Origin of the sequence: Arundinibacter roseus, from assembly GCF_004348825.1 — a bacterium.
GTDB lineage: Bacteria > Bacteroidota > Bacteroidia > Cytophagales > Spirosomataceae > Arundinibacter > Arundinibacter roseus.
The window spans coordinates 290,982-315,714 of the sequence record NZ_SMJU01000004.1 but is presented as its reverse complement, the minus strand read 5'-3'; the positions used below and the strand labels follow the sequence as shown (position 1 = coordinate 315,714).

The following is a 24,733-nucleotide window of genomic DNA, read 5'->3' as shown; positions in this document are numbered from 1 at the left end:
AGTAGGTATAAATCTGAAAGCTTGATAGGAGAGAACTATATTATGCCAAGCTTAGTTTCAGAAACGATATAATCTACAACGGCATTCATGTCGTTAGTTGCTTCAAAAACAGCCAATTGGCGGTCTGCACCGGAGCCCATTTCCAGAATTTTGTGAACGTACTCTACCTCTTTTCGGCTGCCGAGTTCATCAAGAACATCATCAATAAATTCTAGCAACTCATCCATTAGTTGTTTAAACTCCACTTCTTCCTGCTTTCCAAAATCAATCAATTTGCTTTGGATGCCAAAACGAGCCGCGCGCCATTTGTTCTCATTGATCAAAATGCGCCGATAGGGGCGGAAATTCAGATTTTGCTGTTGTAGTTTATGTATTTTAGCTACCAAAGCCTGCATAATTGCTGCCAAACAAATCGTTTCGTCCGTGCGCATTGGTACGTCGCAAATCCGAAATTCGATGGTATTGAAAAAAGGATGCAGGCGAATGTCCCACCAAATTTTCTTACCGTTGTCGATGCACTTGGTTTTTACCAGCAGGTTAATATACTCGTCGTATTCGTTGGAGCTCGCAAAAAAATCGGGAATGCCTGTGCGGGGGAATTTATCAAAAACCTTGGAACGATACGATTTGAAGCCGGTATTGCGTCCGCACCAAAACGGAGAATTGGTCGAAAGCGCATAAATATGCGGCAAAAAATAGCGAACCGCATTCATGATCTGAATTCCCTCGTTGCGGGTTTCGATTCCGACATGTACATGTAGTCCAAAAATCAAATTTCCTCGCGCAACGTCCCGCATTTCGTCGATGAGTTCATCGTAGCGCGGATCTTCCGTAATGAGCTGATCTACCCAATCGGCAAATGGGTGCGTTCCGGCAGCAGCCACCTGCAGGTTTTGCTCGGCTGCCAAATCCAGAATCATTTTGCGCAGGTAGGTTACTTCTTCGCGCGCTTCCTGAATATTATGGCAAATGTTGGTGCCAACCTCCACCACTGCCTGATGCATTTCTGCTTTAACACGCTCTTTGAGGGTTATTTTACCTCCCTCCACAAGCTTCGACATGTGGGAGCGTAGGTTCCGGGTAACGGGGTCGATGGTTTGAAACTCTTCTTCAATACCTAAGGTGAAGGTGCGCATGAGGATCGGCAGGTTACGATTTTGGTTCTTTCTTTTTGGTAGTTTTGGGCGCAGCCGCTTTCTTTTCGGTTTTCTCAACCGGTCCTTTGCTCAGATTCCCCAAAGGCAAATTCATGGCCGATGTGCGTACAAACGATCCCCACGTCAGGTTGTTTTTGCCCATTTGCTGGTTTTGTGCCCGTTCGATAGCCATATTCGCCGCTGTTTCTACCACCCACTCAAAATTTTCTTTGCCAACCGAATACACGTCAGCATCAGGAGCCGGATTGCAAAAATCGATGGCGATGGGAATACCGTCCCGTACGGCAAATTCAACCGTATTAAAATCATAACCTAGCGCATTGTTCAGCCGCATGGTATAGTCATGAATCGTTTCCAGCAATTTTTTGGCGGCAGGTCCGGTTGCTTTCATTTCGGAGGCGTAGCGCAGATGATGTGGGTTGCGGGGCTCGTAAGGCATAATCCGAACGTCTTTTTGACCAATGCAATAGCAGCGGAAATAGTCGTCAAAGACAATTTCTTCCTGCAACATCATCACCAATTGCTCCGTTTCGTCGTGCTTGGTCCAAAGATCTTCGGCGTCGTTTACCTTATACACACTTTTCCAGCCACCACCCGAATGCGGTTTCATGTAGGCAGGAAACCCGATATACTCAAACATTTCGTCCCAGGCTAACGGGAATTTGAGATTCCGAAAAGAGGTTTCGGACGTGTCCGTTGGGCGTTCTTTGGAAGGCAGCAACACGGTTTTGGGCACGGGCACGCCTACCATTTCTGCCAAACAGTTATTGAAAAACTTTTCGTCGGCACTCCACCAAAAAGGGTTATTAATGACAGCAGTACCACACAAAGCGGCATTTTTGAGATACGCCCGGTAGAAGGGCACATCTTGTGAAATCCGGTCGATGATCACCGCGTAGTCCGTTGGCGCCGCCTGCACAACCTTGTCGATGGAAACCGCTTCGGCCATGATGCCGGGAATATTTTTACTATTGACACGATCAATAAAGGCCTGTGGAAAGGTGTTTTCCATGCCATGGAGGATGCCGATTTTTTTCATTGGTAACATTGTTTTGCTGATTGTTATGGTTAGGCTTGAACGGACCCGCTAGTTGACCCGACCTGATTTGCAAGATAGGATTTTTGGTGTAAAATAAATTAAAATTAACCACACAGGCCCTGACGAGTGCGTTTTTTTTCATGGTTAGGAAATGTTCCTATTCGTCCGTCTGTGTGCTGACATGGATTGTATAGCTGCGAAAGGTGGGCACTTGCCCGAAATTGTTTCGGGACGTTTTCATTTTTTTAGGTGAAAGTTTTCTGTATGAAGTGCTGAGGAGATTACGGCCACAGGAAAAGCGCGGACGAAGGATTGGGGAAGACCATCAGTTCTATCGCATTTTAATGCAAAAGAAGTATTTTTGTAAGAGGTTTATCCTGGTAAAAAAAACGTACTTTAAATACCTATGGAATCTACGCTAAATTTTAATACAAACATTCAACTCACACTTAGTCAGTTGGTTGAATTAGTTCGACAACTACCCCAAAAAGACAGGTTAATGTTGGCGTCAATGCTTCTGGATGATGATCCTGCCTTGTCAAAAGATGATTTAAAGGAAAAAATAAAAGAAGGTCTGCAAGATGCTGAACTTCATCGTGAGGGTAAAGTACAACTTCGAACGATGACCGAATTTTTGGCAGTTTAGTGGAAATAAAATTCTTTTGTTTATACATGTGTGGGCTGGTATAAAAATTAGTTTAGGTAATTCGACCATCATATCGAAGTAAAATCGATTGTATCAAAGGGTTATAATTCCGCAAAGCTAGGTATGTAAATGATTTATCATTTATTCACTCATAAATAACTTAACGCATCGATAGTGCAGGATTATAAAATGTAGCGGTTTAAATATTGTATTCATGTATTTGATTCACTAACATTTCCAATGTTACTCAGCCATCAAGAGTTATTTTGTAATGTATATTAATTATTTTTTTATCTATTTTGATGATTATTTAAACATAATATAAAAATAATAAATATTTTTATAAATTAGATAAAACAAAAGTTGAGAATACTTTTGCCTTTAAGATTGTTTATATTTTTAATCATAAAGAAAAAAATAAAATTATTTATGAAAAAGTATTTTTTTACTTCAATATTTCTATTCGTTCTATTAGCATATCCTGCTCTTAGCCAAAAAAATAGAACTATTTATACTAATATAGATAAACACTATGATCGGGGTATAAGACTATTTAAGTTTGAAGACTATGAATCAGCAATAGAAGAGTTTAATAATGTGCTTATTTTTTTGCCAAATGATGTAAATACTCTTTTGCTAAGAGGTAGGTCTTGGTATAATCTCAATGATTATCAAAACGCCTTGAATGATTTTAATACTGTCTTAATTATTGATATGTACGTAGTTGAGGGGTTTATGAATCGTGCACTTACCAAATTAATGTTGAAAGATACTATTGGTGCATTCTCTGATATTGATACAGCTATAAAGCTTGACCCCAAAAATGTTGAATTGTTTCGAATAAGAGGATTTATTAATGCTAGCATTAATGACTATTTAAAATCAAATGAGGATTATACGAAAATTATTCAATTAAATTCTAAGTATATACAAGCCTATTTATCAAGAGGTTTTAATAAGGATTTACTTAAAGACTTTGAGGGTGCAATAAAAGATTATAGCGCTGCGATAAATCTAGATCCAAAGAATATTATCGCCTTGAATAATCGAGGTTTTACAAAAATAAATAAAGGAGATTATTTGGCTGCCATAATTGATCTAAATAAAGCATTGGAATTAGATAGTACTTTTACATTCGCATATAATAATAGAGGAAATGCCAAGTTTGAATTATCTGATAAGAGTGGCGCATGCCAGGATTGGGAAATAGCAGCTAAACTGGAAAGTAAAGAAGCAAAAGAATCGTTTGAAAAGCATTGTCAATAGAAAAAAAATATTTTAAGTTTGCTATTCGATACTCTGTTTTGAATTTGAATTTTCTTTTGCTTACGGGTTTATTTAAGAAGGTCAGTTGATTAATGATTAGGTTTTTCTTGTTTTAATTTATTGATAATCAGTATTTTTATTGAAAATAACATAAGCTTGTAAAAACATTATTGAGCTTCGACCAGGTCGCAATCCGCTCGACTCCGCCTGACAAGCAATGGTGAATGAGTTTATCCACGAATTAATTTATCACCAAAAACAGCCTCATACCAATCCATAGAATCGGCAATAGCTGTAAACGGTACGTTGAGTAGAAAAATGAAAGCAGGACCGCAGATAGGGTTCCTAATGAAGTTTTGGATTCAGAAATGGCAGGCAGTAATTCAAATTTTCCGTGTGTTGCCGCACCTGATACTCATGAAGTATTTTAAAAATCTTATAGATAGATTACCAGCCTTACCCGTGATTTTCACTGAATAAATTTATTTAAGTCAACAAATTAAAAAATCAAAACATGCTCGACAAGTACTGCGGAAACATAGCGTTCCATAGCGGCCAATCGTGTTTTTCCCAGCCACGCACATCCAGCCAATGTCCGATGCCTTTTTGATGGAGAATTTCCGACATTCGCTGATTGTCCGCCAGGCAAATATCCCATTCCGAGGTGCCCAGAATAATCTTCATGTGGCCGTAGCGCCAGCCTTGTTCCTGAGCCACAAAATCAACGGGATTGTTGAAATATACCTGCTCGTCGTAGTGGCCGTGCAAAAAACTCCGGATGTCAAACGCTCCGCTCATGCTGATGAGGTAGGCGACTAGTTCGGGATGACGAAAGGCGAAGTTGAACGCATGATACCCGCCAAAGCTGCAACCAGCCACGCCGATTTTATCAACGGAACATTGTTGCTGAATAAACGGTACGAGTTCATGCTGCAAAAAAGAATCGTACAATGCGTGATTGGCCACCTTGATGTGAGAAGGCAGGTGTCGCCCGTACCAGGAGTCGGCATCGATGCTATCCACGCAGTAAATCTTCACCTTTCCGGCGTCGACCAATCCCCGGACCGAGTCGATGAGGCCCATGTCTTTGGCCTGATAGTGACGGCCCAACGTGGTGGGAAAAAGCAAAATGGGGTAGCCCCAGTGTCCATACACGAGTAAATCGATGGAACGGCCCAGCGCGTGGGAGTAGTAGCTGATGTGATTTTCCTGCAAAACGATAGAGGATTTGGGTACAGTATTTTCACAAATCTATTGAAATGTTAGAATTCTTAGCCTTGTTTGTGAAATTTAGTTCGCCGTTGAATCAACTTTTTTACTTCCTTGCAGAAATTAACAATCGCTTAACCAATTTTTTCATTTCAAGCTCTCCACCTGACATTTGTGACAACTCCTGTATTTTCTCAACTAAAAAAAGAATTTATTTTTTCGCAACATTTGCAGCGCTCTGTGGAGCTCAGCATGCTGATTACGGAACCCATGGAAGTTAAAACTTCCAGGCCGTGGTCAGTAATTCTTGTGTTTGATGGACAGGATTTTCCGGCCCTGCATGCCTCACAGGCGACTCATTCGCTGGCATCGAGGCTCAGCAAAAATTGCCTGCTCGTGGGCATTCATGCAAACGAAAACCGTATTTATGAATATGGTGTGGCCGCTCAGGCCGATTATGCCAATCGGGGCGACCGGGCCTCACAAACTACACAATTTGTTCTGAATGAATTGATTGTGTATTTAAAATCAAAATTTCCGCTCAGTAGCAATCGTGCCGATTGGTCAATTGGAGGTTTTTCGCTCAGCGGACTGATGGCTCTGGATATTGCCTGGAATCACCCCGACTATTTTTCAAAAGCCGGCGTTTTTTCAGGTTCGTTTTGGTGGCGACAAAAAGCGCTGGATCATGGCTACGAGGATAGCGACCGAATTATGCACGCATTGATTCGATCAACCAAACAAATACCTGATTCTTCGTTTTGGTTTCAGGTTGGCACGCAGGACGAGGAAGATGACCGGGACGGCGATGGCGTGATTGATTCTATTGCGGATACGCTGGATTTGATTGCCGAAATTGAACGAAAAGGGTATCAGTGGGGCAAAAATGTGCAGTATCTTGAAGTTAAAAATGGTGTGCATGCACCTTCTACATGGGCCACGGTTTTTCCGGATTTCCTGCATTGGACGCAGGAGGCGATTGAATAAAGTTAAAAATAGTTCTGAATGAGAAAACTTATCCGGCAGAGTTCTTTCAGGAATAGCCCCAATTCAGTACAATTGGGCCGCTCCTTACGGAGCTAGTATGCAGTTATTGAAAAGTTTCCTACAAACAGGTTGCCTCTCCTAGGCTATATCTATGAAATTTTTTTTACTATTGATTTAAATAAGTAAAATGTAATATATTGATTATCAAATAAATAAAAAAAACAAATAGCCTGACGGCATCCCGCTAATAACCTGAATGCTAACAGCTAATTGACAGCGATTTAAACCATTTTCTTAACCTAAACTTGATAAACAAATGAACAAACTTCTGACTTGTTTGCTATGGCTCGTGGTAGCGGTGGCAGCGCAGGCGCAATCTGTCGGCTCTTTTGAAATTCAGTTTTCTCCAACCACCGAGGGCGATTTGGACGGACGAATGCTGCTTTTCCTTTCGACCAAAGAAGGTACAGAGCCTCGCTACCTGATTAAGGATGAAGTCGATACGCAGCAAATGTTCGGGATGGATGTGGAAGGTAAAAAGGCCGGACAAAAGGTCGCGTTTGATAAACTTTCACGAGGATATCCCAAAGTAAAAATGAGCGAAATTCCTGCCGGAGAATATGTTGTACAAGCACTTTTTCACCGCTATGAAACCTTCAAACGGGCCGATGGCCATACGGTCAAGCTGCCGATGGATCGGGGAGAAGGGCAAAATTGGCGCTCGGCTCCCGGAAACCTGTACAGTGTTCCAAAGAAAATTTACTTTGATCCGGCTTCCAAAAAATCGCAGCTGCTGACGCTCGACCTCGTAAATCCCGATTTGGAAGATCCTGCCAGCAAACAGACCAAGTACATCAAATACGTAAAGATCAAATCAAAAAAACTCAGCGAATTTTGGGGACGCGACATGCATTTGGCTGCGTGGGTGCTCATTCCGCATGGTTTCGATGAACATCCCGAGGCGCGCTACCCGTTGGCGCTTTTTCACGGACACTTTCCTGAAAGTTTCGCCGGGTTTAGTGAAACGCCTCCTCCTGCGGACATGGACACGTCGGCGTACAGTGAGCGGTTCGGGATTTATGGGTATTCCAAAATTGTGGCTCAGGAAGCCTATGACTTTTACAAAAAATGGACAAGTCCCGATTTTCCACGCTATTTGGTCGTAGAAATTCAGCACGCCAACCCCTTTTATGACGATTCGTACGCGGTCAATTCAGCTAATTTGGGGCCGTACGGTGATGCCATTATGTATGAACTTTTGCCGGAAATCGAGCGCCAATACCGAGGCATTGGGCAAGGGTGGGCCCGTTTTACCTACGGCGGTTCCACAGGCGGTTGGGAAGCTTTGGCAGCTCAGGTTTTTTATCCTGACGAGTTCAACGGATGCTTTGCGGCCTGTCCCGACCCCATCACGTTTGAGGCTTACACAATGGTTAACCTATATAAAGATAAGAATGCGTACTACTGGGACGGTCCTTTCAAACAAACGCCTCGTCCCGGAAAGCGAAATTATCTGGGTCAAATGCTCTGTACCTTGCAGGATATGAACAACCGGGAACTGGTTTTGGGAAGTAAAGGCCGTTCCGGCGATCAGTGGGATATTTGGCAGGCGGTTTATTCTCCCGTCGGACAAGATGGCTATCCTAAGCCCATTTGGGATAAACTAAGCGGGGAAATTGACCCTTCGGTGGCGCAGTACTGGAAGGAAAACTATGATTTAATGCACATTCTGAAACGTGACTGGAAAACGCTTGGTCCGAAACTTACCGGAAAAATCCATATTTATTGCGGTGATATGGACAACTACTATTTGAATAATGCGGTGTATCTCATGGAAGATTTTCTAAAAAAAACGGAGGCTCCGCATTACTACGGTGAAGTAGCCTATGGTGACCGGGCGGAGCACTGCTGGAACGGCGATCCGACGCAGCCAAACCATATCACGAGATTGCGCTATAATTGGATGTATTTGCCCAAAATACTCGAACGCCTTGAAAAATCAGCCCCCGTTGGTGCGGACTTGCGAAGCTGGAGACATTGAATGATCAAAAAAATCTACTGCCGGATACCAACTATCCGGCAGTAGATTTTTAAAAACTTCTCAAAAAAGCCATTGTATCCACGCCATCGGCATAATCTGCAATGCCCGGCGATTGCGCTTTCCCAAAAGGTACCGTTGCCAAAGTAGATTTTGAGGGACCTACGATGCACTGTATTTTTTCAGAATGACTGCCAAGTTCCTCCGAAAGTTGTTCGTCTGAGCTATACGTTTCAAAATACAATACACTCAATGGCGAAACTAACGCCTGATTTTCATTCACGATCAGAAAGCCGTTATCGAGATGAGGCACCCGATTAACGAGCAAAATGGATTTGTTGTATTCGTAATTGTTGAAATACTTGTGGTGGTACTGATACTTCTCCATCTTCGAAGCCTGCGCATCAAAAAAAGGCGAAAAGTTATAATTTTCCGGCACGTATACTTTGGAAACATTGCGGCAGCCCAATCCAAAATAATGCAGAATATCATCGCCCAGGGCTTCCAGTTCTTCACCTGATTCATCACCTGTAAGTATGGCGACAGACGTACGATTTTTGCGGATGATGTGTGGCTTTGCGGAAAAATAGTAATCAAAATAACGGGAAGAATTGTCGCTACCCGTAGCAATATACGCATCCGCAACATTGATTTTTTGAACGACCGATAGGTAGTTTACAAACTCAGGTTCAATTCTTAAAAGCGTTTCCAGAAGGTACATCATCAGCGGCGCATCGTCGCTACTAACTTTGGCAAGCAGATGATGCCCGCTCAGCAATACGCACAGCGCATCGTGAAAACCCACCGCCGGGATATTTCCGGCCATAACAACGCCAATTTTCTTTGATTCGGAAACTTCCTCATAGGTATCAAGAAAAGATAGAAGCGCGGACCCTGCAAGAAGTTGTTCGCTAATCTTTTGCACGGCCAATCGCACATTTTCCGGAATAAACCAGGAATTTATATTGCGTGCCTGAGCGGCTATCCCCTCTAACTCTATCGAATGTATAGGGTCTTTTAGATAGTTGCCCAAATTTACAAACGCATCAATTCTTTTTTTTCTGGGTATCATTCTAAAAATTATCGGGAAAGTACTAGGTGAAAGGTTAATTCTAATTATTCTAATTGTTGTGAAACTATAAATAGTTATATTTGTTATTCCGTATTAGTTACTGTGGAACAAATATAAACAATCCGACGAGCATGGCTATAATTATCACTGATGAATGCATAAACTGTGGTGCCTGCGAACCTGAATGCCCCAATACAGCGATTTACGAAGGTGGTGTAGAATGGGCCTGGGGCGATGGTACAAGCCTGGACGAAGTAGACTTTGGCGATGGCACAATAGTGAGTGGCAAAGAAAAACAAATTCCTGTTTCAGATGAATTCTACTATATAGTATCCGATAAGTGTACCGAGTGCGTAGGATTCCATGAAGAACCACAGTGCGCTGCCGTGTGTCCGGTAGACTGTTGTGTTCCCGATCCTGAACACGAAGAAGACAATGAAACGTTGCTCGCCAAAAAATCCTGGCTACACGCTGAGTAATAGCTTCTACCTACATAGATAGTAAAAAAATGGCTTACGAAAGTAAGCCATTTTTTTGTGCCCTATATTTTTTGTGCTAAACCATATTTATGATTTAATGCATATAATTGACTATGTCCGATAAATGAGAATTTTACTGAATATTTGGCAAAATTGAAGAAATGCAGAATAATATAGATTAATAAATTTATTTAAAATTATCGGATTTATGGTCTTAAAGAAACGAAAAATTATACTATTCTATGAAAATTACCCGAAAAGTGCTATTTGTATAGGGGTGGTATTTGAAAATAATCATAAATAGTTAATATTTGCCATGTGATTTGAGGATTAACCATTTACCCAACTAAACAAAATAAAATTATGAAGAAGTTTTATTTCACAGTATTATCTATTTTAGTACCATTTTTGGGTTTTACCAAGGATGAAGAGAAAAAAACACCTCAGACAGAAGATGTTAAGAAAACAACAGAGGTAACAGAAGAAGGCGATGCCAAAAGCCCCTTCACTTTCTCCGGGTATTTGGATTCCTATTACATTGGTAACTTTAACAAACCTGCCTCACGTTCAAACCAGGGACCTTACTATGCACGTGCGTTTGATCAGGTAGCGGGTCAGTTTCAGCTGGGTTTGGTTCAAACCAAAATGACGTATGCAACGGACAAGTCGGAAGCAGTCGTTGATCTTACCTTTGGCCCAAATGCTGATTTAGGAAACTACGGCAATGCGATTGGACCGTTGGGTAGCACAAGCATGGCACTTGCCATTAAGCAAGCCTACTTTACCTACAACTTTACAGATAAGTTTTCGATGACCGCCGGTCAGTTTGGTACGCATATTGGTTACGAAGTAATTGACGCTCCGGTTAACTTTAACTACTCACTTTCCAATCTTTTCAATAACGGACCATTTTATCACACAGGTTTGAAAGCAACCTATGCTTTCACGGATCGCGCTTCTTTGATGGTAGGACTAGTCAATAATGTCGATGGACTTGGGGACAATAACCGCAAGAAGGGTTTTATCAGCCAATTGTTTCTTGCTCCTGCTGAAAACTGGAACGTATACCTGAACTTTATCAATAGCAACGAAGCAAATGAAGCTGTTCCCTCTGTTCCGGCTGATGATGCTTTTTACAGAATGTTTGATATCACCACTAGTTACCAAATTACTGAGAAATTCCTTTTGGGTCTTAATGCAGCTTATGGCGCACAAAAAGGTGATTATCAGGGAGCAGGCGGTCCTTCCGAAACTAAAACATGGGCTGGTGCAGCTGTTTATGCTAACGTAGCAATTACGGATGGATTTGGTCTGGGTGCTCGTTTTGAAAACTTCAACAACAAAGATGGTGCCCGTGCAGTGTTGAACCGTTTGGACCAAGGTACCACCGTCAACTCATTCACGTTGACAGGTAATTTTACCCTGGCTGATGGTCACATTTTGTTGAAGCCTGAGCTTCGTATCGATGCTTACCCAAAAATCGCAGGTTCTGCCGAAGTGCAACAGTTTGAAGATTCGGACGGACGCTTTACCAAGAACAGCCAAACAACGCTGGGAATGGCTTTCATCTATTCTTTCTGATATAGTATTCAATACCAAACGTGTACAACAATAAATTCTGAACTAGTAATCTAAGTACAACCAAAACCATCCTGAAAAATGCAAAAACCTAGTTACATTCCATTGGCCATCCTGGTAGCTATCAGCTTATTAGGTATCTTTTTGCCATCCGTTCCTACTCAAATTGTGACGGAAGGCCTTGATTCGGGCGATATTGCCTGGATGCTCGTTGCATCAGCAATGGTGCTTCTTATGACACCCGGACTGGCATATTTTTATGGCGGTATGGTCAATAATAAAAATGTTATTTCGACGATGCTCCAAAGCTTTATTGCCATGGGTGTGATCAGTGTATTATGGGTTACGGTAGGTTTTAGTATGGCCTTTGGCGATTCCATTGGAGGTTTATTCGGAAATCCGTTGTCCTACTTTATGTTCAGCAATGTCCTGGACGGTCAGCCCTGGTCGCTTGCTCCAACTATTCCACTGGCGCTTTTTGCATTTTTTCAATTGAAATTTGCGGTCATTACACCGGCGCTCGTAACTGGTTCAATGGCTGAGCGGATCAACTTCCGTTCGTATGTACTTTTCATGATTCTTTTCAGTGTTTTCGTTTATGCCCCACTTGCCCACTGGACCTGGCACCCCGAAGGTTTATTGTTCAAAATGGGTGTGCTTGACTTTGCCGGCGGTACCGTTGTTCACATGTCCGCAGGTTGGGCTGCTCTTGCGGGTGCCTTGTACCTCAAAAGACGCAAGTCGCACGTGGAAGCAAGCGTTTTGCCTCCTGCCAACATTCCTTTTGTATTATTGGGAACAGGTTTACTATGGTTTGGCTGGTTTGGTTTCAATGCCGGTTCGGCAGTAGGAGCTTCTGCATTGGCAGTATCTGCTTTTGCCACAACCAACACCGCCGCTGGTGCAGCAGGTTTGGCCTGGATTTTGTTTGACGCAGCCAAAGGCAAGAAGGTTTCAGCACTAGGTTTTTGTATTGGTGCCGTTGTAGGTCTTGTGGCTATTACTCCCGCCGCCGGATTTGTTACAATTCCTGCTTCCATTTTTATTGGCGTAATCGCTTCAATCACAAGTAATTATATTGCACATCTTCGCACAAAATCAACGCTTGACGATACGCTTGACGTATTTCCTTGCCACGGTGTAGGTGGTATGGTCGGTATGGTTATGACCGGTGTTTTCGCAAACAGCGGTGTGAACAGCGGAGTTGTAGATCAGGGTTTAGCCTATGGCGAAACAACTTTGTTCTTTAATCACATGATCGCTCTTGTTCTGGTATCTGCATTTGCTTTCGGAATGTCCTTCGTATTGCTCAAAGTTACTGACATCATCATGCCTTTGCGTGTATCAGAAGAAGACGAGAAAGTTGGTCTTGATATCAGCCAACATGACGAGTTTTTAGTAGAAGCCTAATAAGTCGAATTTCTATACAAAACCCACAACAACACCACAGTGGTTCTGTGGTTTTGTTGTACTTTAAGAAGTTGGCCACTTTTAGTGGGCAACTTCTTTGTGTTTTGGATGCAGGAGAAAAAACTTAACTTTTCTTAACTTCTTAATGATGAAGTAAATAAATCAGACATATTGTTCAAAAATTTCCTCATCAATCACCTCAAAAAGCCCATTTGCCGAAATCTGTGTAAGTCGAACGGCCTTCAATTCATTGATTAAAAGCGGATCATAACGGGCCATAACCCGAACATAGTTTTCTGTAAAACCCTGCATGTGACCATCCTCTACATCATTTTCAAATAGTACCACGTGGGATGAGTCCGTTTGGGTTTCGTAGAAAGCTCGTTTTTTCTTTTCGGAAAGGCTATGCAAAATACCCGACCGCTCGGCTCTTACTTTTTTGGGAACCACCGGACGCAGCGAAAGAGCATGTGTATCGGCACGCTCTGAATAGGTAAAAACGTGCAAATAAGAAACGGGAAGTTCATTCAAAAAATGAAATGAATCCAGAAATTCGGCCTCAGTTTCGCCGGGATGACCCACGATTACATCTACCCCAATGCAGCAATCGGGCATTAGTTGTTTGATTTTTTCAACCCGATTTTGGTATAATTCACGCTTATAGCGCCTTTTCATCAAACCTAACATCGTGTTAGAGCCGGATTGTAACGGAATATGGAAATGAGGGACAAATCGCCGGGAGTTTGCTACAAATGAAATGATTTCGTCGGTAAGCAAGTTTGGTTCAATGGATGAAATCCGAAAGCGTTCAATTCCTTCTACCTGATCCAATTCCCGAATCAAATCCAGAAAGGTAGAACTACGTATTCCCTGCTGAATTCCGAAATCTCCAATATTTACGCCAGTCAACACGATTTCTTTTACACCACGTGCCGCAATTTCATGCGCTGCGGCTACTACATTGGCAATACTATCCGACCGACTTTTTCCCCGAGCCAGTGGAATTGTACAGTAGGAGCAGGGATAATCGCAGCCGTCCTGCACCTTCAAAAAAGTACGGGTTCGATCGTTGAGAGAGTAAGAGGTATGATAGTCATAGGCGTCCTCAATCGGTGAAGCCAATACGAGCGCGGGTTCATTTTGGGGAGATTTTTGAAAGGTATCAAGCAATTCTACCAGTCTGAATTTTTCGGCAGCACCGAGTACTGCATCAACTCCCGGAATCTCTGAAATTTCACGTGGTTTGAGCTGCGCGTAACAACCAATGATGGCAACATATCCATCGGGATTAATAGCCTGTGCTTCACGAACAATTTTACGGCATTTTTTGTCGGCATTATCTGTAACCGAGCAGGTATTGATTATGAAAATATCCGGCTTCTGATTAAATTCAACTTTTTGGTACCCTTTCTCCTCAAACATCCTGGAAATAGAAGATGTCTCCGAATAATTCAATTTGCAACCAAGGGTATAAAATGCTACTCTTTTCATTATCAGTATAAATTAATGTACAAAGGTACAGAATTGGATTCATCGGTTCAAAAAATCAGCAAATACCAACTGCTGATAGGCCTGCCCAAGTTTAACATCATGAGCACTTAAAACACCCTCTTTTTCAGTTTCCCGTTTCCCGATATTGTCAAACACCACATGTCCGCCAGGATTGGTCCAACCAAAGCCATTGTTGAACGAATAGTAGGCAAAAGGAGTTCGAGCCGGCAGAAATAGGTCATTACTCCACCGAAAGTCCTTGGTGCTTAGATGTAATTGTCCAAGAACCGTTGCCGCAAGGTCAATTTGCGAACCAAGGGAGTCACAAATTTCTCCGCTTGGAATCAACGCGCCGCCTAGCCACAGCATCGGGATATGAAATTGACTATGCTTGCTGATTTTATTTTTTGGTAAAGGATGGCCATGGTCGGCAATGATGATAACAAGGGTATTTTGCCACCATTTTTTGGTTTTTGCCTTCCTGATAAATTCTCCCAAACTAGCATCCGTATAATGTAATGAATTCAGAAATTTGTGTTCCACATCGGTTCCTGCAATTGCCTGTGCCGCAGGCACTTCAAAGGGTTCATGACTACTAAGCGTAAAAATAGTTGAGAAAAAGGGTGCTTTCTGTGAATCAAGATCATTTAATAGACGCTCAAAAACCACATGGTCGTGAGCTCCCCACTTGGAATTCATGTCGGCTGGATTGAATTCCTTTTTATCAACAATTCGGTCAAAACCCTGTTGCAGCAGAAAGGATTTAATATTGGCAAATTCGGTTTCTCCGCCATAATAAAACGAGGTTTGATAGTTGGCCGACTTAAATTGCCTGGGCAATGATGGAAGAGAGGCCGTTTTTGTTGGAATGGTTATAATAGAGGTTATAGGCTGTGCCGGAAAGCCACTCAAAAGCGCCACGAGACCTTTGTCGGACCGGTCGCCACTTGCGTAAATCGAACTGAAAAGTAAACCTTCCTTCGTGAGTGAATCAAATTGTGGGGTAATGTCGGGCAATCCTCCCAGCGAACCGACGGCCTTTGCCGTAAAGCTTTCCCAAATAATTAGTAGTACATTAGTAGGCTGACGATCCTGCCGGAGAAGTGAAAATGAATTATTAACTGGGTGAAAAAGCGAAGAAATGAGCTCAGTGGCGTACTCGTTTGAGGTAGTTTCGAAAGGGTTGTCTTTGCGGCCTGTGTCATTGACTAATGCACTGAAAAAATTCCAGGCAGGGTTAACCGCCAATTGATTCGCAAAAGGTTGGTTGGAAAAATAGACCGCACTTTGATTCATCGGCGCAAGCTGCAACCCGCCCCGAATGGGAATAATGAGACTTCCTGTCAGTAGTAAAAAGACAACGGGAGTAAGCAGTTGATGGGTTTTTGTAAAGTCAGAAAGAAAATAATTTATAACTAATACTGAAAATTTGTAAATTAAATACCCTAAAAACAGGAATACTATCACCAGAAACAACAGGGGAGAAGAGCTCATGGATGCGTAAGCTTCCTGAGGAGTTGCCAAATAGCGCAGTGGTGTAGTGTCTATGCGAAAACCCCACGCACGGAAAATTTCCAGATCGCTGGTTACAAGCAGAGCTATTAAACCGGCAATGAGGATGGAATAGCCCCAAAAAAATGTCTGAAACCATCGCCAGTTTTGCGCTGTAAAAGACAGAAGAAAAACGGGAATCACCAGCAAGTAGGCGGCAAACGAAACATCCATTCGCAAACCTCTCCATGCCGCTTCCGCTAAAATAGATACAGTTGATGTTTCTCCGTGACTAGTCTGATAAAAAAAGAAAATGAGGCGGCAAAACTGAAAAAAAAGAATCCAGGTCAGGCCCAGAATTCCGGCAAAAGTTACTCTCTGAATCATTGGTGTTTGGTATTTCTACAAAATTCATTGTAAAAATTTAAATACGTACAATTAATTTTATTCTCTTTACGGCTTATAGCTAATAATAACTATTTATTCTATCAGTATTCTTATGACATTCAGATCCAAAGCAATCGAAGTTGCCCTGCAACGGCAACCTATTCCCCTCGTTCCACCCGTTGAAAAAATCACCGAACTCTATGGAACCAATACGTTTCACGAAGATACCATGCGTACGCTATTGTCGCCGGAGGCTTATATTAAAATCTCAAACGCCATTCGGGCCGGTTCTAATATAGACCGCGAAGTAGCAGAAGAAGTTGCAACGGCCATGAAATCCTGGGCAATTTCACGAGGCGCTACCCATTATACGCATTGGTTTCAACCCTTAACAGGTACGACCGCCGAAAAACACGATTCCTTCTTTGACCTTACTCCAAGTGGCAAGGCTATTGAAAAGTTTAAAGGCAGCGCATTGGTACAACAAGAACCCGATGCCTCTTCGTTTCCAAGCGGCGGAATTCGCGCTACTTTTGAAGCGCGCGGATACACCGGCTGGGACCCAAGTTCGCCCGCGTTTTTGATGGACAATGGTGCCGGTGGCAAAACCTTGTGTGTTCCATCAGTATTTATCGCCTATACCGGTGAGGCATTAGACTACAAGGCGCCCCTGTTGCGAGCACTCAACATGCTTGATAAAGCAGCTACAAGCGTATGCCAGTATTTTAATCGGGATGTAGCCAAAGTAACGCCTACGCTGGGAATTGAGCAGGAGTATTTTTTGGTAGACAAAGCGCTGTATTATGCCCGACCTGATTTGGTGATGGCTGGCCGTACGGTATTTGGACACGGACCGGCGCGAGGCCAACAGCTTGAAGATCACTATTTTGGCTCAATTTCTCCCCGAGTAAATGCCTTTATGGTAGACTTTGAGTTTGAAGCATTAAAACTAGGGATTCCTGTCCGAACCCGACACAACGAAGTTGCCCCCGGACAGTTTGAATGCGCACCAACGTTTGAAGAAGTCAATCTGGCGATTGATCATAATGCGCTCTTGATGGATTTGATGCAAAAAATGGCTGAAAAACATAGTTTTAAAGTCCTTTTTCATGAAAAACCTTTTGCCGGAATCAACGGAAGTGGCAAACACAACAACTGGTCGATGTCTACTGATACAGGTATTAACCTGCTTGCGCCTACGACAAAACCCAAAGAGAATCTGCGGTTTCTGACCTTTTTGGTAAATGTCATTAAAGCCGTGCACGATAACGCTGATTTGCTGCGTGCTTCAATTGCGTCGTCGGGTAACGAACACCGGTTGGGTGCCAATGAAGCGCCGCCGGCCATTGTCTCCGTCTTTCTCGGAACGCAGTTAACCCGTATGTTGGAAGACCTCGTCAGCAGCGGGGAAATAACGCTCGAAAAAGGGGAGAATTTTTACTATAAACTGGGAATAAATCGTATTCCGCACTTGTTTAGAGACAATACTGACCGAAACCGGACGTCGCCTTTTGCATTTACCGGAAATAAATTTGAATACCGGGCCGTTGGTGGAAATGCCAATAGCGCTTCGCCTATGATTGTCCTCAATACAATTGTAGCCCGGCAACTTATGGATTTCAAAAAAGAACTAGACGAACGTTTGAACCGCGGAGAAGAAAAGAAAATTGCGGTAGTCGAAATTTTGAAAAAGTACTATACCGATTCAAAGAAAATTCTTTTTGAAGGAAATGGATATTCGGAGGAATGGGTAGAAGAAGCCAATAAGCGTGGACTTTCCAATATCAAAACTACCTATGAAGCGCTGAAAGTATATACGCATGAAGATACGATCAGGCTTTTTGAAAGTGTGGAGGTGCTGAATGCCCGTGAGTTGCACGCACGTTACGATATTGAACTGGAAAACTACATCAAGAAAATCCAGATTGAATCTCGTGTGATGGGCGACCTGGCTTTGAATCATATAGTTTCCACGGCTGTAAAATACCAGTTTAAACTTGCTCAAACGGCCCGTTCACTCTCAGATTTGGACATGAATAATGAAGCTGAACCCATCAAAGAGATTATTCGGGAAATATCTGAGCACGTGATCATTATTAAGAAATTAGTGTACGAAATGACCGAAAGTCGTAAAGTAGCCAACAATTTGGAAGATTTGGTCGAAAAGGCCAAAATGTACAGTTTGGACGTAAAGGGATACTTTGAGGAAATCAGGTATCATGTAGACAAACTTGAATTGGTAATTGATGATGAGGATTGGCCATTGGTCAAATACCGCGAAATGCTATTTATCCGGTAGTCGCCAATCGGAATGCCCGGCCCGTAAGGTCGGGCATTTTTGGTTCTTGACCTGATTTACGAGTGTTTTTTATCTCATCCTTGTCTTTTAGTTGAAGCTAAGGTCTGATTCCTGCAAAACTATGGCACGGCTTTTAAGATTCTATTTATTTATAGGTAAATAGGGTGTATTTTTGTCCTGATTATTCTATGTAAAGGATATTTAACACAATTAATAAAAACTATGAATCCCGGATTTGATCCCGCAGAAATTGCCCAATTGAAAAAAGAATGCAGGGCAGAAGGAAAGAATTTTGTTTATGTTGAGGATGGTTTTGAGGAAGAAGAGGAAGGCAATGACGAACATGCTCATATTCAGTTTATTGGCTATCACAACACCCGTGAGGTAGTGTACGATGCACTGATTTACACCCTCCGGCTCCATCATGCTACCCTCGTGTATGACCTGGCTTTGGAACGTCTCCAAAAACAAATGCCTGACTACATTTCACCCGACGAGCGTGGCATCGACTACCCCGAAGACCCCGAACAGGACGAAGAAGCAGAACTCCTTTTGACCGAATTTATTGAGGAAATTGAGGAAAATGAGGAAGTAAAGGTTCAGGAACATGTAGAAATTGATACCGAATTTGAATACGGTATCGGCCTCGAAGTGGGATTAAATCGGCCAGAAATTACCGTAAAAGTAATTGATGACTTTATTGCGCATTTTAATGCGGACCGCCTGAAACTTGATCCGGACGTTTATACGTTTCATAGCAGCGATGAGGAAGATGATGATTAAGTAATCATTTTTTTTCTTTTTTGCTTAAAATCTTTGACTTTGACCAACAAAAAAAGCCTCCGAAAATTTCGGAGGCTTTTCTACTATCAGTATTCCAAATTACACTTTTGCTGTCTTTACAGTCTTAATAATGCGAGCTGCTACTTTATAGGGGTCTGCCGCAGAGTTAGGACGTCGATCTTCCAGCCAACCTTTCCAGCCTCTTTCTACCGTTGCGATAGGAATACGGATGGAAGCACCACGGTCGGAAATTCCGTAGCTGAACTGATCGATTGATTGAGTTTCATGCTTTCCTGTCAAACGCAGGTGATTGTCTGCACCATACACAGCGATGTGTTCAGCAACAACAGGCGCAAATGAGTTACAAATAATATCGTAAGTTTCTTTGCTTCCGGCAGTGCGCAAGGTTGTATTGGAGAAGTTGGCGTGCATTCCTGAGCCATTCCAGTCGGTAGCGCCAAGAGGCTTGCAGTGCCAGTTAATTGCTAATCCGTATTTTTCGCCAATTCTTTCCAACAGGTAGCGCGCCACCCAAATTTGGTCACCTGCATCAGCAGCACCTTTTGCAAAAATCTGGAACTCCCATTGTCCGGCAGCTACTTCGGCATTGATCCCTTCTACGTTCAGGCCTGCGTCGATACACACATCAAGGTGTTCTTCTACGATGTCACGACCAAACGCATTGGTTGCGCCTACTGAGCAGTAGTACGGTCCTTGTGGGGCAGGGTAGCCGTTAGCAGGGAAGCCAAGGGGGCGGTTCGTTTCAGGATCCCACAGGAAATATTCCTGCTCAAATCCGAACCAGAAATCGTTATCGTCATCTTCAATTGTTGCCCGTCCGTTTGATTCGTGCGGTGTACCATCAGCATTGAGTACTTCACACATAACCAAATATCCATTTTTGCGCTGAGGATCAGGACAAATAAAAACAGGTTTCAGCAAACAGTCAGAAGATCCACCAAGGGCTTGCTCAGTAGAAGATCCGTCGAAAGACCACATGGAGCAGTCTTCAAGTTTACCACTGAAATCAGCTTCAATCTTTGTTTTGCTGCGAAGGCTCTGGGTTGGCTTATATCCATCCAACCAAATGTACTCAAGTTTAGCTTTTGCCATAATGGTACTAAAAGAAGAAATATTAAATACTTTTTTAAACTACACTACAATAATAATGGATATAGTTAATTTTATAAAATATTATTTAACAAAAAATTCAATTTGCCATATCTTTTATATGTTTATTGTAATATTTCAAGTTTTTTATGTGCTTTTCCTTTTGGTATAGCTTCTGTTTTAAATTTGAGGTATTTGTAGGTAAAAAGTTTCATTTAGTGAAAATTAAGTATAAAATGCAGGCTTTCCGCACTGATAAATCAAGAATTCTGAAAAACGAAGTTTTGTGACATTTCTAATGAAGGTTTAGTGACTGACTGCTTTTCGTTATCTTTATGGTTTCATAGATTAATCCAATTTTTTATAGTACTCGTCCGGAATTTTGGTCTGGTAATTGAGTCAATAGTCAAACTTTATGCATTTATTTTTTTCGGAAGATCTTGCAATTTCTTATCTGACAGGAGAGGAAGCCCGGCATTGTTACAAGGTTTTGCGTCTGACTCTCGGAGACCAAATTCAAATTACCGATGGAAAGGGAAGGCTCGCAAAGGCAGTGCTTACGCAGGTAGATGCCAATCGCGTAGATTTTCATATTGTTCAAAGTATCTCGATGGAGCAATCAGCCTATGCGGTTCATATGGCGATTTGCCCCACAAGAAAAGCGGAAAGGAATGAGTGGATGGTCGAAAAAATGACCGAACTTGGCGTTCTGCAAATTCAGTTTGTAGTATCTGAACACACGCACCGCGAGACATTGAACCGAGTCGTTAATTTAGAGCGATTGAACAGAATCGCCCTTTCAGCAATGAAACAATCGCAACAGTATTTCTTGCCCAAAATATCTATTCAAAGTAGTTTTCCCGCTTTTCTTGCACAAGTTGACCAACCTCAACGTTATATTGCATACGTAACAGATCATAACGTTCCTGAACATCTCCTGAATCAGGTACAGGCGGCACAGGAAGTATGTGTTTTGATTGGTCCGGAAGGAGATTTCAGCTCAACGGAAATCAAAGAGGCAGTAGAAGCCGGATTTAAACCTGTTTCTTTGGGTAGCACTCGCCTGCGAACCGAAACGGCTGCGGTTATGGCTTGTCATGCTGTGCATTTGGCACAGGTTTTGGATAAAAGATAAGTCAGGTGATCAAACATTTTTATTAAACGATTCGTACATCAGTATATGCAGTTGACAAGAATATTTTTAGTGGTGTTTTTGAGTATTTCTGGCGCTTTGCCCGGAATGTCCCAATCTTCTTTTAAAATTGCCAAGCTAAAATATGGTGGCGGCGGAGATTGGTATTCCAATAAAACGTCACTTCCAAATCTTATCAAGTTTTGTAATAGTCAACTGAAAATGAATATCTTCCCGGAAGAAGATATTGTGGAAGTTGGCAGTACTGATATTTTTCAATACCCGTTCGTGCACATGACTGGGCACGGGAACGTCGTCTTTACCGATTCCGAAGCACGGAATCTTCGCAACTATTTATTGGCGGGAGGTTTTTTGCACATCGACGATAACTATGGGTTAGATCCGTTCATTCGTCGGGAAATGAAAAAAGTTTTTCCAGAATTATCTTTTGTCGAATTACCCTACGATCATCCGGTGTATCGCCAGAAATTTATTTTTAAGGAAGGACTTCCCAAGATTCATCAACACGATGAAAAACCACCGCAGGGATTTGGATTGCTGTATGAAGGCCGATTAATCTGTTATTATTCCTTTGAAAGTGATTTGGGTAATGGTTGGGAAGATCAAAGTGTATACAATGATCCGGAATCGGTGCGGTTGCAGGCTCTGCAAATGGGTGCCAATTTGCTGAGTTATTGTACCACCGTCTATTGAAAATTGCGTGCTAAGTTGACATTAACTTAGTTAGCCGTACTTTTGTATTTCTATTTGTATTATTTATAACTAATTTAATTCATGTACGCTGTTATTGCTGCTTTTGTCGGACATTGGTACCTTTCGCTTTTCTGTCAGACGTTTTTTTTACACCGTTACTCGGCGCATAAGATGTTCCAGATGAACAAATTCTGGGAACGTTTTTTTTACTTGCTAACTTATCTTTCGCAAGGCTCATCTTACCTCAGTCCACGGGCTTATGCTATACTTCACCGGATGCATCATGCATTTAGCGATACCGAAAAAGATCCGCATTCGCCGCATCATACCAAAAACGTCTTTACTATGATGTGGGAAACCAAGGATATTTACAATGCTGTTTTGAGTCGCAAGCGCGCAATCGAAACCCGATTTGAGCGAAATTATCCCGAATGGAATTTTATTGAAAAACTTGGCGATTCATGGCTTTCTCGAATTGGATGGGTGATGCTTTACGTCGCTTTTTATATTGTGGCTTACTTGTATCTTGATATGCATTGGGCCTTTTTCTTCCTTTTACCGATTCACTTTTTGATGGGGCCAATTCATGGTGCAATTGTCAATTGGAGCGGGCATAAGTATGGCTATCAGAATTTTGATAATCAGGATAAATCAAAAAATTCCTTAATCATTGACTTCCTGATGATGGGAGAATTGTTTCAGAACAATCATCACAAGCGTCCCAATTCTCTGAACTTTGGTTCCAAATGGTTTGAGTTTGATCCTACCTATCCGGTGATTAAACTATTGGCGAAAATGAAGATTATTGAATTTAGAAAGAAATAATTGCTCCAATACGTTTTAAAACAAGCGGTCATCCTGATTCAGGATGACCGCTTGTTTTTTGGGATAGGTCCATAAAAAACTTTGGCAGGTGTGAGTTACACCTGCCAAGTTTGGATATTAACACCACAAAAAATGAAAAATCAATATCTATCAATCACTTCGTAAATTCAGTTAGGGGTTTAGGCGTTAGCCTCTGATACAAAATACGTATGCAGTACTTAGAATGGAGTTAAAATGAAATTAGAATTTGCTTAGAAATGAAAAAATTCTAACACAAATTTAGAACCGTGCGGGATGTTATCCTTAATCTGAATGGTTCCGTTATGAAGTTTAATGATTCGTTCCACGAGCGAGAGCCCAATACCTGACCCTTTGACATTAGCTGTATTGATTCCGCGATAAAAGGGCTGAAAAACCATTGCCTGCTCTTCCGGTGAAATTCCTTTGCCAGAATCAATAAACTCAATAATGATGCTTTTTTTATTGGCAAACAACTGAACCACCACACTGCCGTCCCCGGAAAATTTACATGCATTTTCCATTAAATTAAAAAAAGCAGTTTTCAGCAACGTAGGATTACCGATTATTTCCAGCCACGTATCGTCTTCCGGCAGTTCATGAATGAGGTACTGAACTTTATAGGCTTTATTTGCCTGACCAATGTTGGTTCGTACATCCCACAAAATCTCGTCGAGCCGAACTCGGTCAGTAAGCATTTCGCGCTGATTTTCACTTACTTTGGCCAGTTCCAGTAAGGAATTTGACAACTGCGACAGTTCTTTAATATCTTCCAATACTGACCGAATCGTAGATTTATACTCTTCTTTTTCCCGTTCATTCAGCAGACTTACTTCCAGCTGCGAGCTGATTTTGGTCAAAGGATTTTTTAATTCGTGCGAAACATTGGCGACAAATGTCTTCTGAATTCGAAAGGCATTTTCAATCCGATCCAATAACTTGTTGAAAGTAGCCGTCAGCCGCCCGATTTCGTCCTGTTGATTGGGGACTTCCAGCCGGGTATCCAGCTTTTGAGGCAGCATTCCCTCTACCTCATTCATAACCTTCGAGATTGGCAAAAGTGCTCGTTTTGAAAAAATCCAACCGGCAAAAGCGACAATAGTGGTTATGAACACAAAAATGATAATTAGCAGCGTTCGAAGGTTATTGAGGTTGGCTTTGCCATATAAGTCAGGCGCACCCATCACTACGACGGCCTTATTGAAAGGGTATTTATAGTAGATTCCAACTACGTTATAATCGCCATCTTTATAGAAAATTTGATCGGATCGACGAATTTCATCCAACCAATAGTTACTTATATGAATGATCGCCGAATCCGTGTTGGTGTAAATGAGCCGGTTTCGTTCGTCAAAAATCAGAATGTTGGAATTGAAAATCAGGTCGCGATTGGAGCGATCAAATAGTCTAAGAAGCTCAGTATCTATTTGTTGTACTTTTAGTAACAACTCTGCCGTTGAAATTGCTTTTGATTTTAATCGGCTATAAAAATCTTCTATCGTGTAGATGTAGGTAAAATAGTAGATAGCCACAAAAGACACAAACAAAATACCACTCACGAGAAGCGTAAACTGTATAGTCAAACGTGAGCGGATCTGCATA

General features: G+C 42.0%; 20 protein-coding genes. 12 read left to right on the top strand and 8 right to left on the bottom strand.

Annotation, left to right across the window (positions count from 1 at the left end; all coding sequences use genetic code 11):
• Nucleotides 1–35 precede the first annotated feature (35 nt).
• Nucleotides 36–1,136, bottom strand: coding sequence for a carboxylate-amine ligase (locus EZE20_RS07880; RefSeq protein WP_132116253.1), 1,101 nt, complete (start codon nt 1,134–1,136; stop codon nt 36–38).
• Between the two features lie 13 nt (nt 1,137–1,149).
• Nucleotides 1,150–2,196, bottom strand: a complete 1,047-nt coding sequence (locus tag EZE20_RS07875) for an ATP-grasp domain-containing protein (RefSeq protein WP_132116251.1) — start codon at nt 2,194–2,196, stop codon at nt 1,150–1,152.
• Nucleotides 2,197–2,602: 406 nt separating this feature from the next.
• Here EZE20_RS07875 and EZE20_RS07870 point away from each other — a divergent pair, with 406 nt between their 5' ends.
• Both EZE20_RS07870 and EZE20_RS07860 read left to right on the top strand, forming a co-directional pair.
• Entirely contained in the window at nt 2,603–2,842 is a 240-nt protein-coding gene (locus EZE20_RS07870; protein ID WP_132116249.1) for a hypothetical protein, read from the top strand.
• A gap of 429 nt (nt 2,843–3,271) precedes the next feature.
• Entirely contained in the window at nt 3,272–4,108 is an 837-nt protein-coding gene (locus tag EZE20_RS07860) for a tetratricopeptide repeat protein (RefSeq protein WP_132116247.1), read from the top strand.
• 507 nt (nt 4,109–4,615) lie between these two features.
• Here EZE20_RS07860 and EZE20_RS07855 read toward each other — a convergent pair.
• A complete protein-coding gene (locus tag EZE20_RS07855; protein WP_132116245.1) occupies nt 4,616–5,323 on the bottom strand; it encodes an esterase family protein in 708 nt (235 codons plus the stop codon).
• Nucleotides 5,324–5,491: 168 nt separating this feature from the next.
• Between EZE20_RS07855 and EZE20_RS07850 the strand changes: the two genes are divergently transcribed.
• Both EZE20_RS07850 and EZE20_RS07845 read left to right on the top strand, forming a co-directional pair.
• Nucleotides 5,492–6,304, top strand: coding sequence for an alpha/beta hydrolase (locus tag EZE20_RS07850; protein ID WP_228713634.1), 813 nt, complete (start codon nt 5,492–5,494; stop codon nt 6,302–6,304).
• 316 nt (nt 6,305–6,620) lie between these two features.
• Nucleotides 6,621–8,345 (top strand): hypothetical protein, encoded by a 1,725-nt coding sequence (locus EZE20_RS07845; RefSeq protein ID WP_132116243.1) that lies wholly within the window; start codon nt 6,621–6,623, stop codon nt 8,343–8,345.
• 49 nt (nt 8,346–8,394) lie between these two features.
• On the opposite strand, the gene EZE20_RS07840 is transcribed toward EZE20_RS07845, so the two are convergent.
• Nucleotides 8,395–9,414, bottom strand: coding sequence for an acyl-CoA reductase (locus tag EZE20_RS07840; protein ID WP_132116241.1), 1,020 nt, complete (start codon nt 9,412–9,414; stop codon nt 8,395–8,397).
• A gap of 131 nt (nt 9,415–9,545) precedes the next feature.
• Between EZE20_RS07840 and EZE20_RS07835 the strand changes: the two genes are divergently transcribed.
• The 3 genes from EZE20_RS07835 (at nt 9,546) to EZE20_RS07825 (ending at nt 12,881) form a co-directional block, all read left to right on the top strand.
• The gene (locus tag EZE20_RS07835) at nt 9,546–9,893 is read left to right on the top strand and encodes a 4Fe-4S dicluster domain-containing protein (RefSeq protein WP_132116239.1); all 348 of its coding nucleotides are present in this window, start codon (nt 9,546–9,548) and stop codon (nt 9,891–9,893) included.
• A 363-nt stretch (nt 9,894–10,256) separates the two neighbouring features.
• A complete protein-coding gene (locus EZE20_RS07830; protein ID WP_132116237.1) occupies nt 10,257–11,474 on the top strand; it encodes a porin in 1,218 nt (405 codons plus the stop codon).
• A gap of 78 nt (nt 11,475–11,552) precedes the next feature.
• The gene (locus EZE20_RS07825) at nt 11,553–12,881 is read left to right on the top strand and encodes an ammonium transporter (protein WP_132116235.1); all 1,329 of its coding nucleotides are present in this window, start codon (nt 11,553–11,555) and stop codon (nt 12,879–12,881) included.
• 162 nt (nt 12,882–13,043) lie between these two features.
• On the opposite strand, the gene mtaB is transcribed toward EZE20_RS07825, so the two are convergent.
• Together mtaB and EZE20_RS07815 are read right to left on the bottom strand one after the other, a co-directional pair.
• Nucleotides 13,044–14,372 carry a tRNA (N(6)-L-threonylcarbamoyladenosine(37)-C(2))-methylthiotransferase MtaB gene (gene mtaB, locus EZE20_RS07820; protein ID WP_132116233.1) on the bottom strand — a complete coding sequence of 443 codons (1,329 nt, stop codon included), beginning with the start codon at nt 14,370–14,372 and terminating at the stop codon, nt 13,044–13,046.
• 39 nt (nt 14,373–14,411) lie between these two features.
• Nucleotides 14,412–16,250 carry an LTA synthase family protein gene (locus EZE20_RS07815; RefSeq protein WP_132116231.1) on the bottom strand — a complete coding sequence of 613 codons (1,839 nt, stop codon included), beginning with the start codon at nt 16,248–16,250 and terminating at the stop codon, nt 14,412–14,414.
• 112 nt (nt 16,251–16,362) lie between these two features.
• Here EZE20_RS07815 and EZE20_RS07810 point away from each other — a divergent pair, with 112 nt between their 5' ends.
• Entirely contained in the window at nt 16,363–18,549 is a 2,187-nt protein-coding gene (locus EZE20_RS07810) for a glutamine synthetase III family protein (RefSeq protein ID WP_132116229.1), read from the top strand.
• Between the two features lie 222 nt (nt 18,550–18,771).
• The gene (locus EZE20_RS07805) at nt 18,772–19,332 is read left to right on the top strand and encodes a hypothetical protein (RefSeq protein ID WP_132116227.1); all 561 of its coding nucleotides are present in this window, start codon (nt 18,772–18,774) and stop codon (nt 19,330–19,332) included.
• Between the two features lie 99 nt (nt 19,333–19,431).
• On the opposite strand, the gene EZE20_RS07800 is transcribed toward EZE20_RS07805, so the two are convergent.
• A complete protein-coding gene (locus EZE20_RS07800) occupies nt 19,432–20,445 on the bottom strand; it encodes a glutamine synthetase beta-grasp domain-containing protein (protein ID WP_132116225.1) in 1,014 nt (337 codons plus the stop codon).
• A 412-nt stretch (nt 20,446–20,857) separates the two neighbouring features.
• Here EZE20_RS07800 and EZE20_RS07795 point away from each other — a divergent pair, with 412 nt between their 5' ends.
• The 3 genes from EZE20_RS07795 to EZE20_RS07785 all read left to right on the top strand — a co-directional run bounded on the left by EZE20_RS07795 (nt 20,858) and on the right by EZE20_RS07785 (nt 23,113).
• Entirely contained in the window at nt 20,858–21,577 is a 720-nt protein-coding gene (locus tag EZE20_RS07795; RefSeq protein ID WP_132116223.1) for an RsmE family RNA methyltransferase, read from the top strand.
• 105 nt (nt 21,578–21,682) lie between these two features.
• Entirely contained in the window at nt 21,683–22,288 is a 606-nt protein-coding gene (locus EZE20_RS07790) for a DUF4159 domain-containing protein (protein ID WP_228713641.1), read from the top strand.
• 81 nt (nt 22,289–22,369) lie between these two features.
• Nucleotides 22,370–23,113, top strand: a complete 744-nt coding sequence (locus EZE20_RS07785) for an acyl-CoA desaturase (protein ID WP_132116219.1) — start codon at nt 22,370–22,372, stop codon at nt 23,111–23,113.
• 251 nt (nt 23,114–23,364) lie between these two features.
• On the opposite strand, the gene EZE20_RS07780 is transcribed toward EZE20_RS07785, so the two are convergent.
• Nucleotides 23,365–24,732 (bottom strand): HAMP domain-containing sensor histidine kinase, encoded by a 1,368-nt coding sequence (locus EZE20_RS07780; RefSeq protein WP_132116217.1) that lies wholly within the window; start codon nt 24,730–24,732, stop codon nt 23,365–23,367.
• Nucleotide 24,733 lies beyond the last annotated feature (1 nt).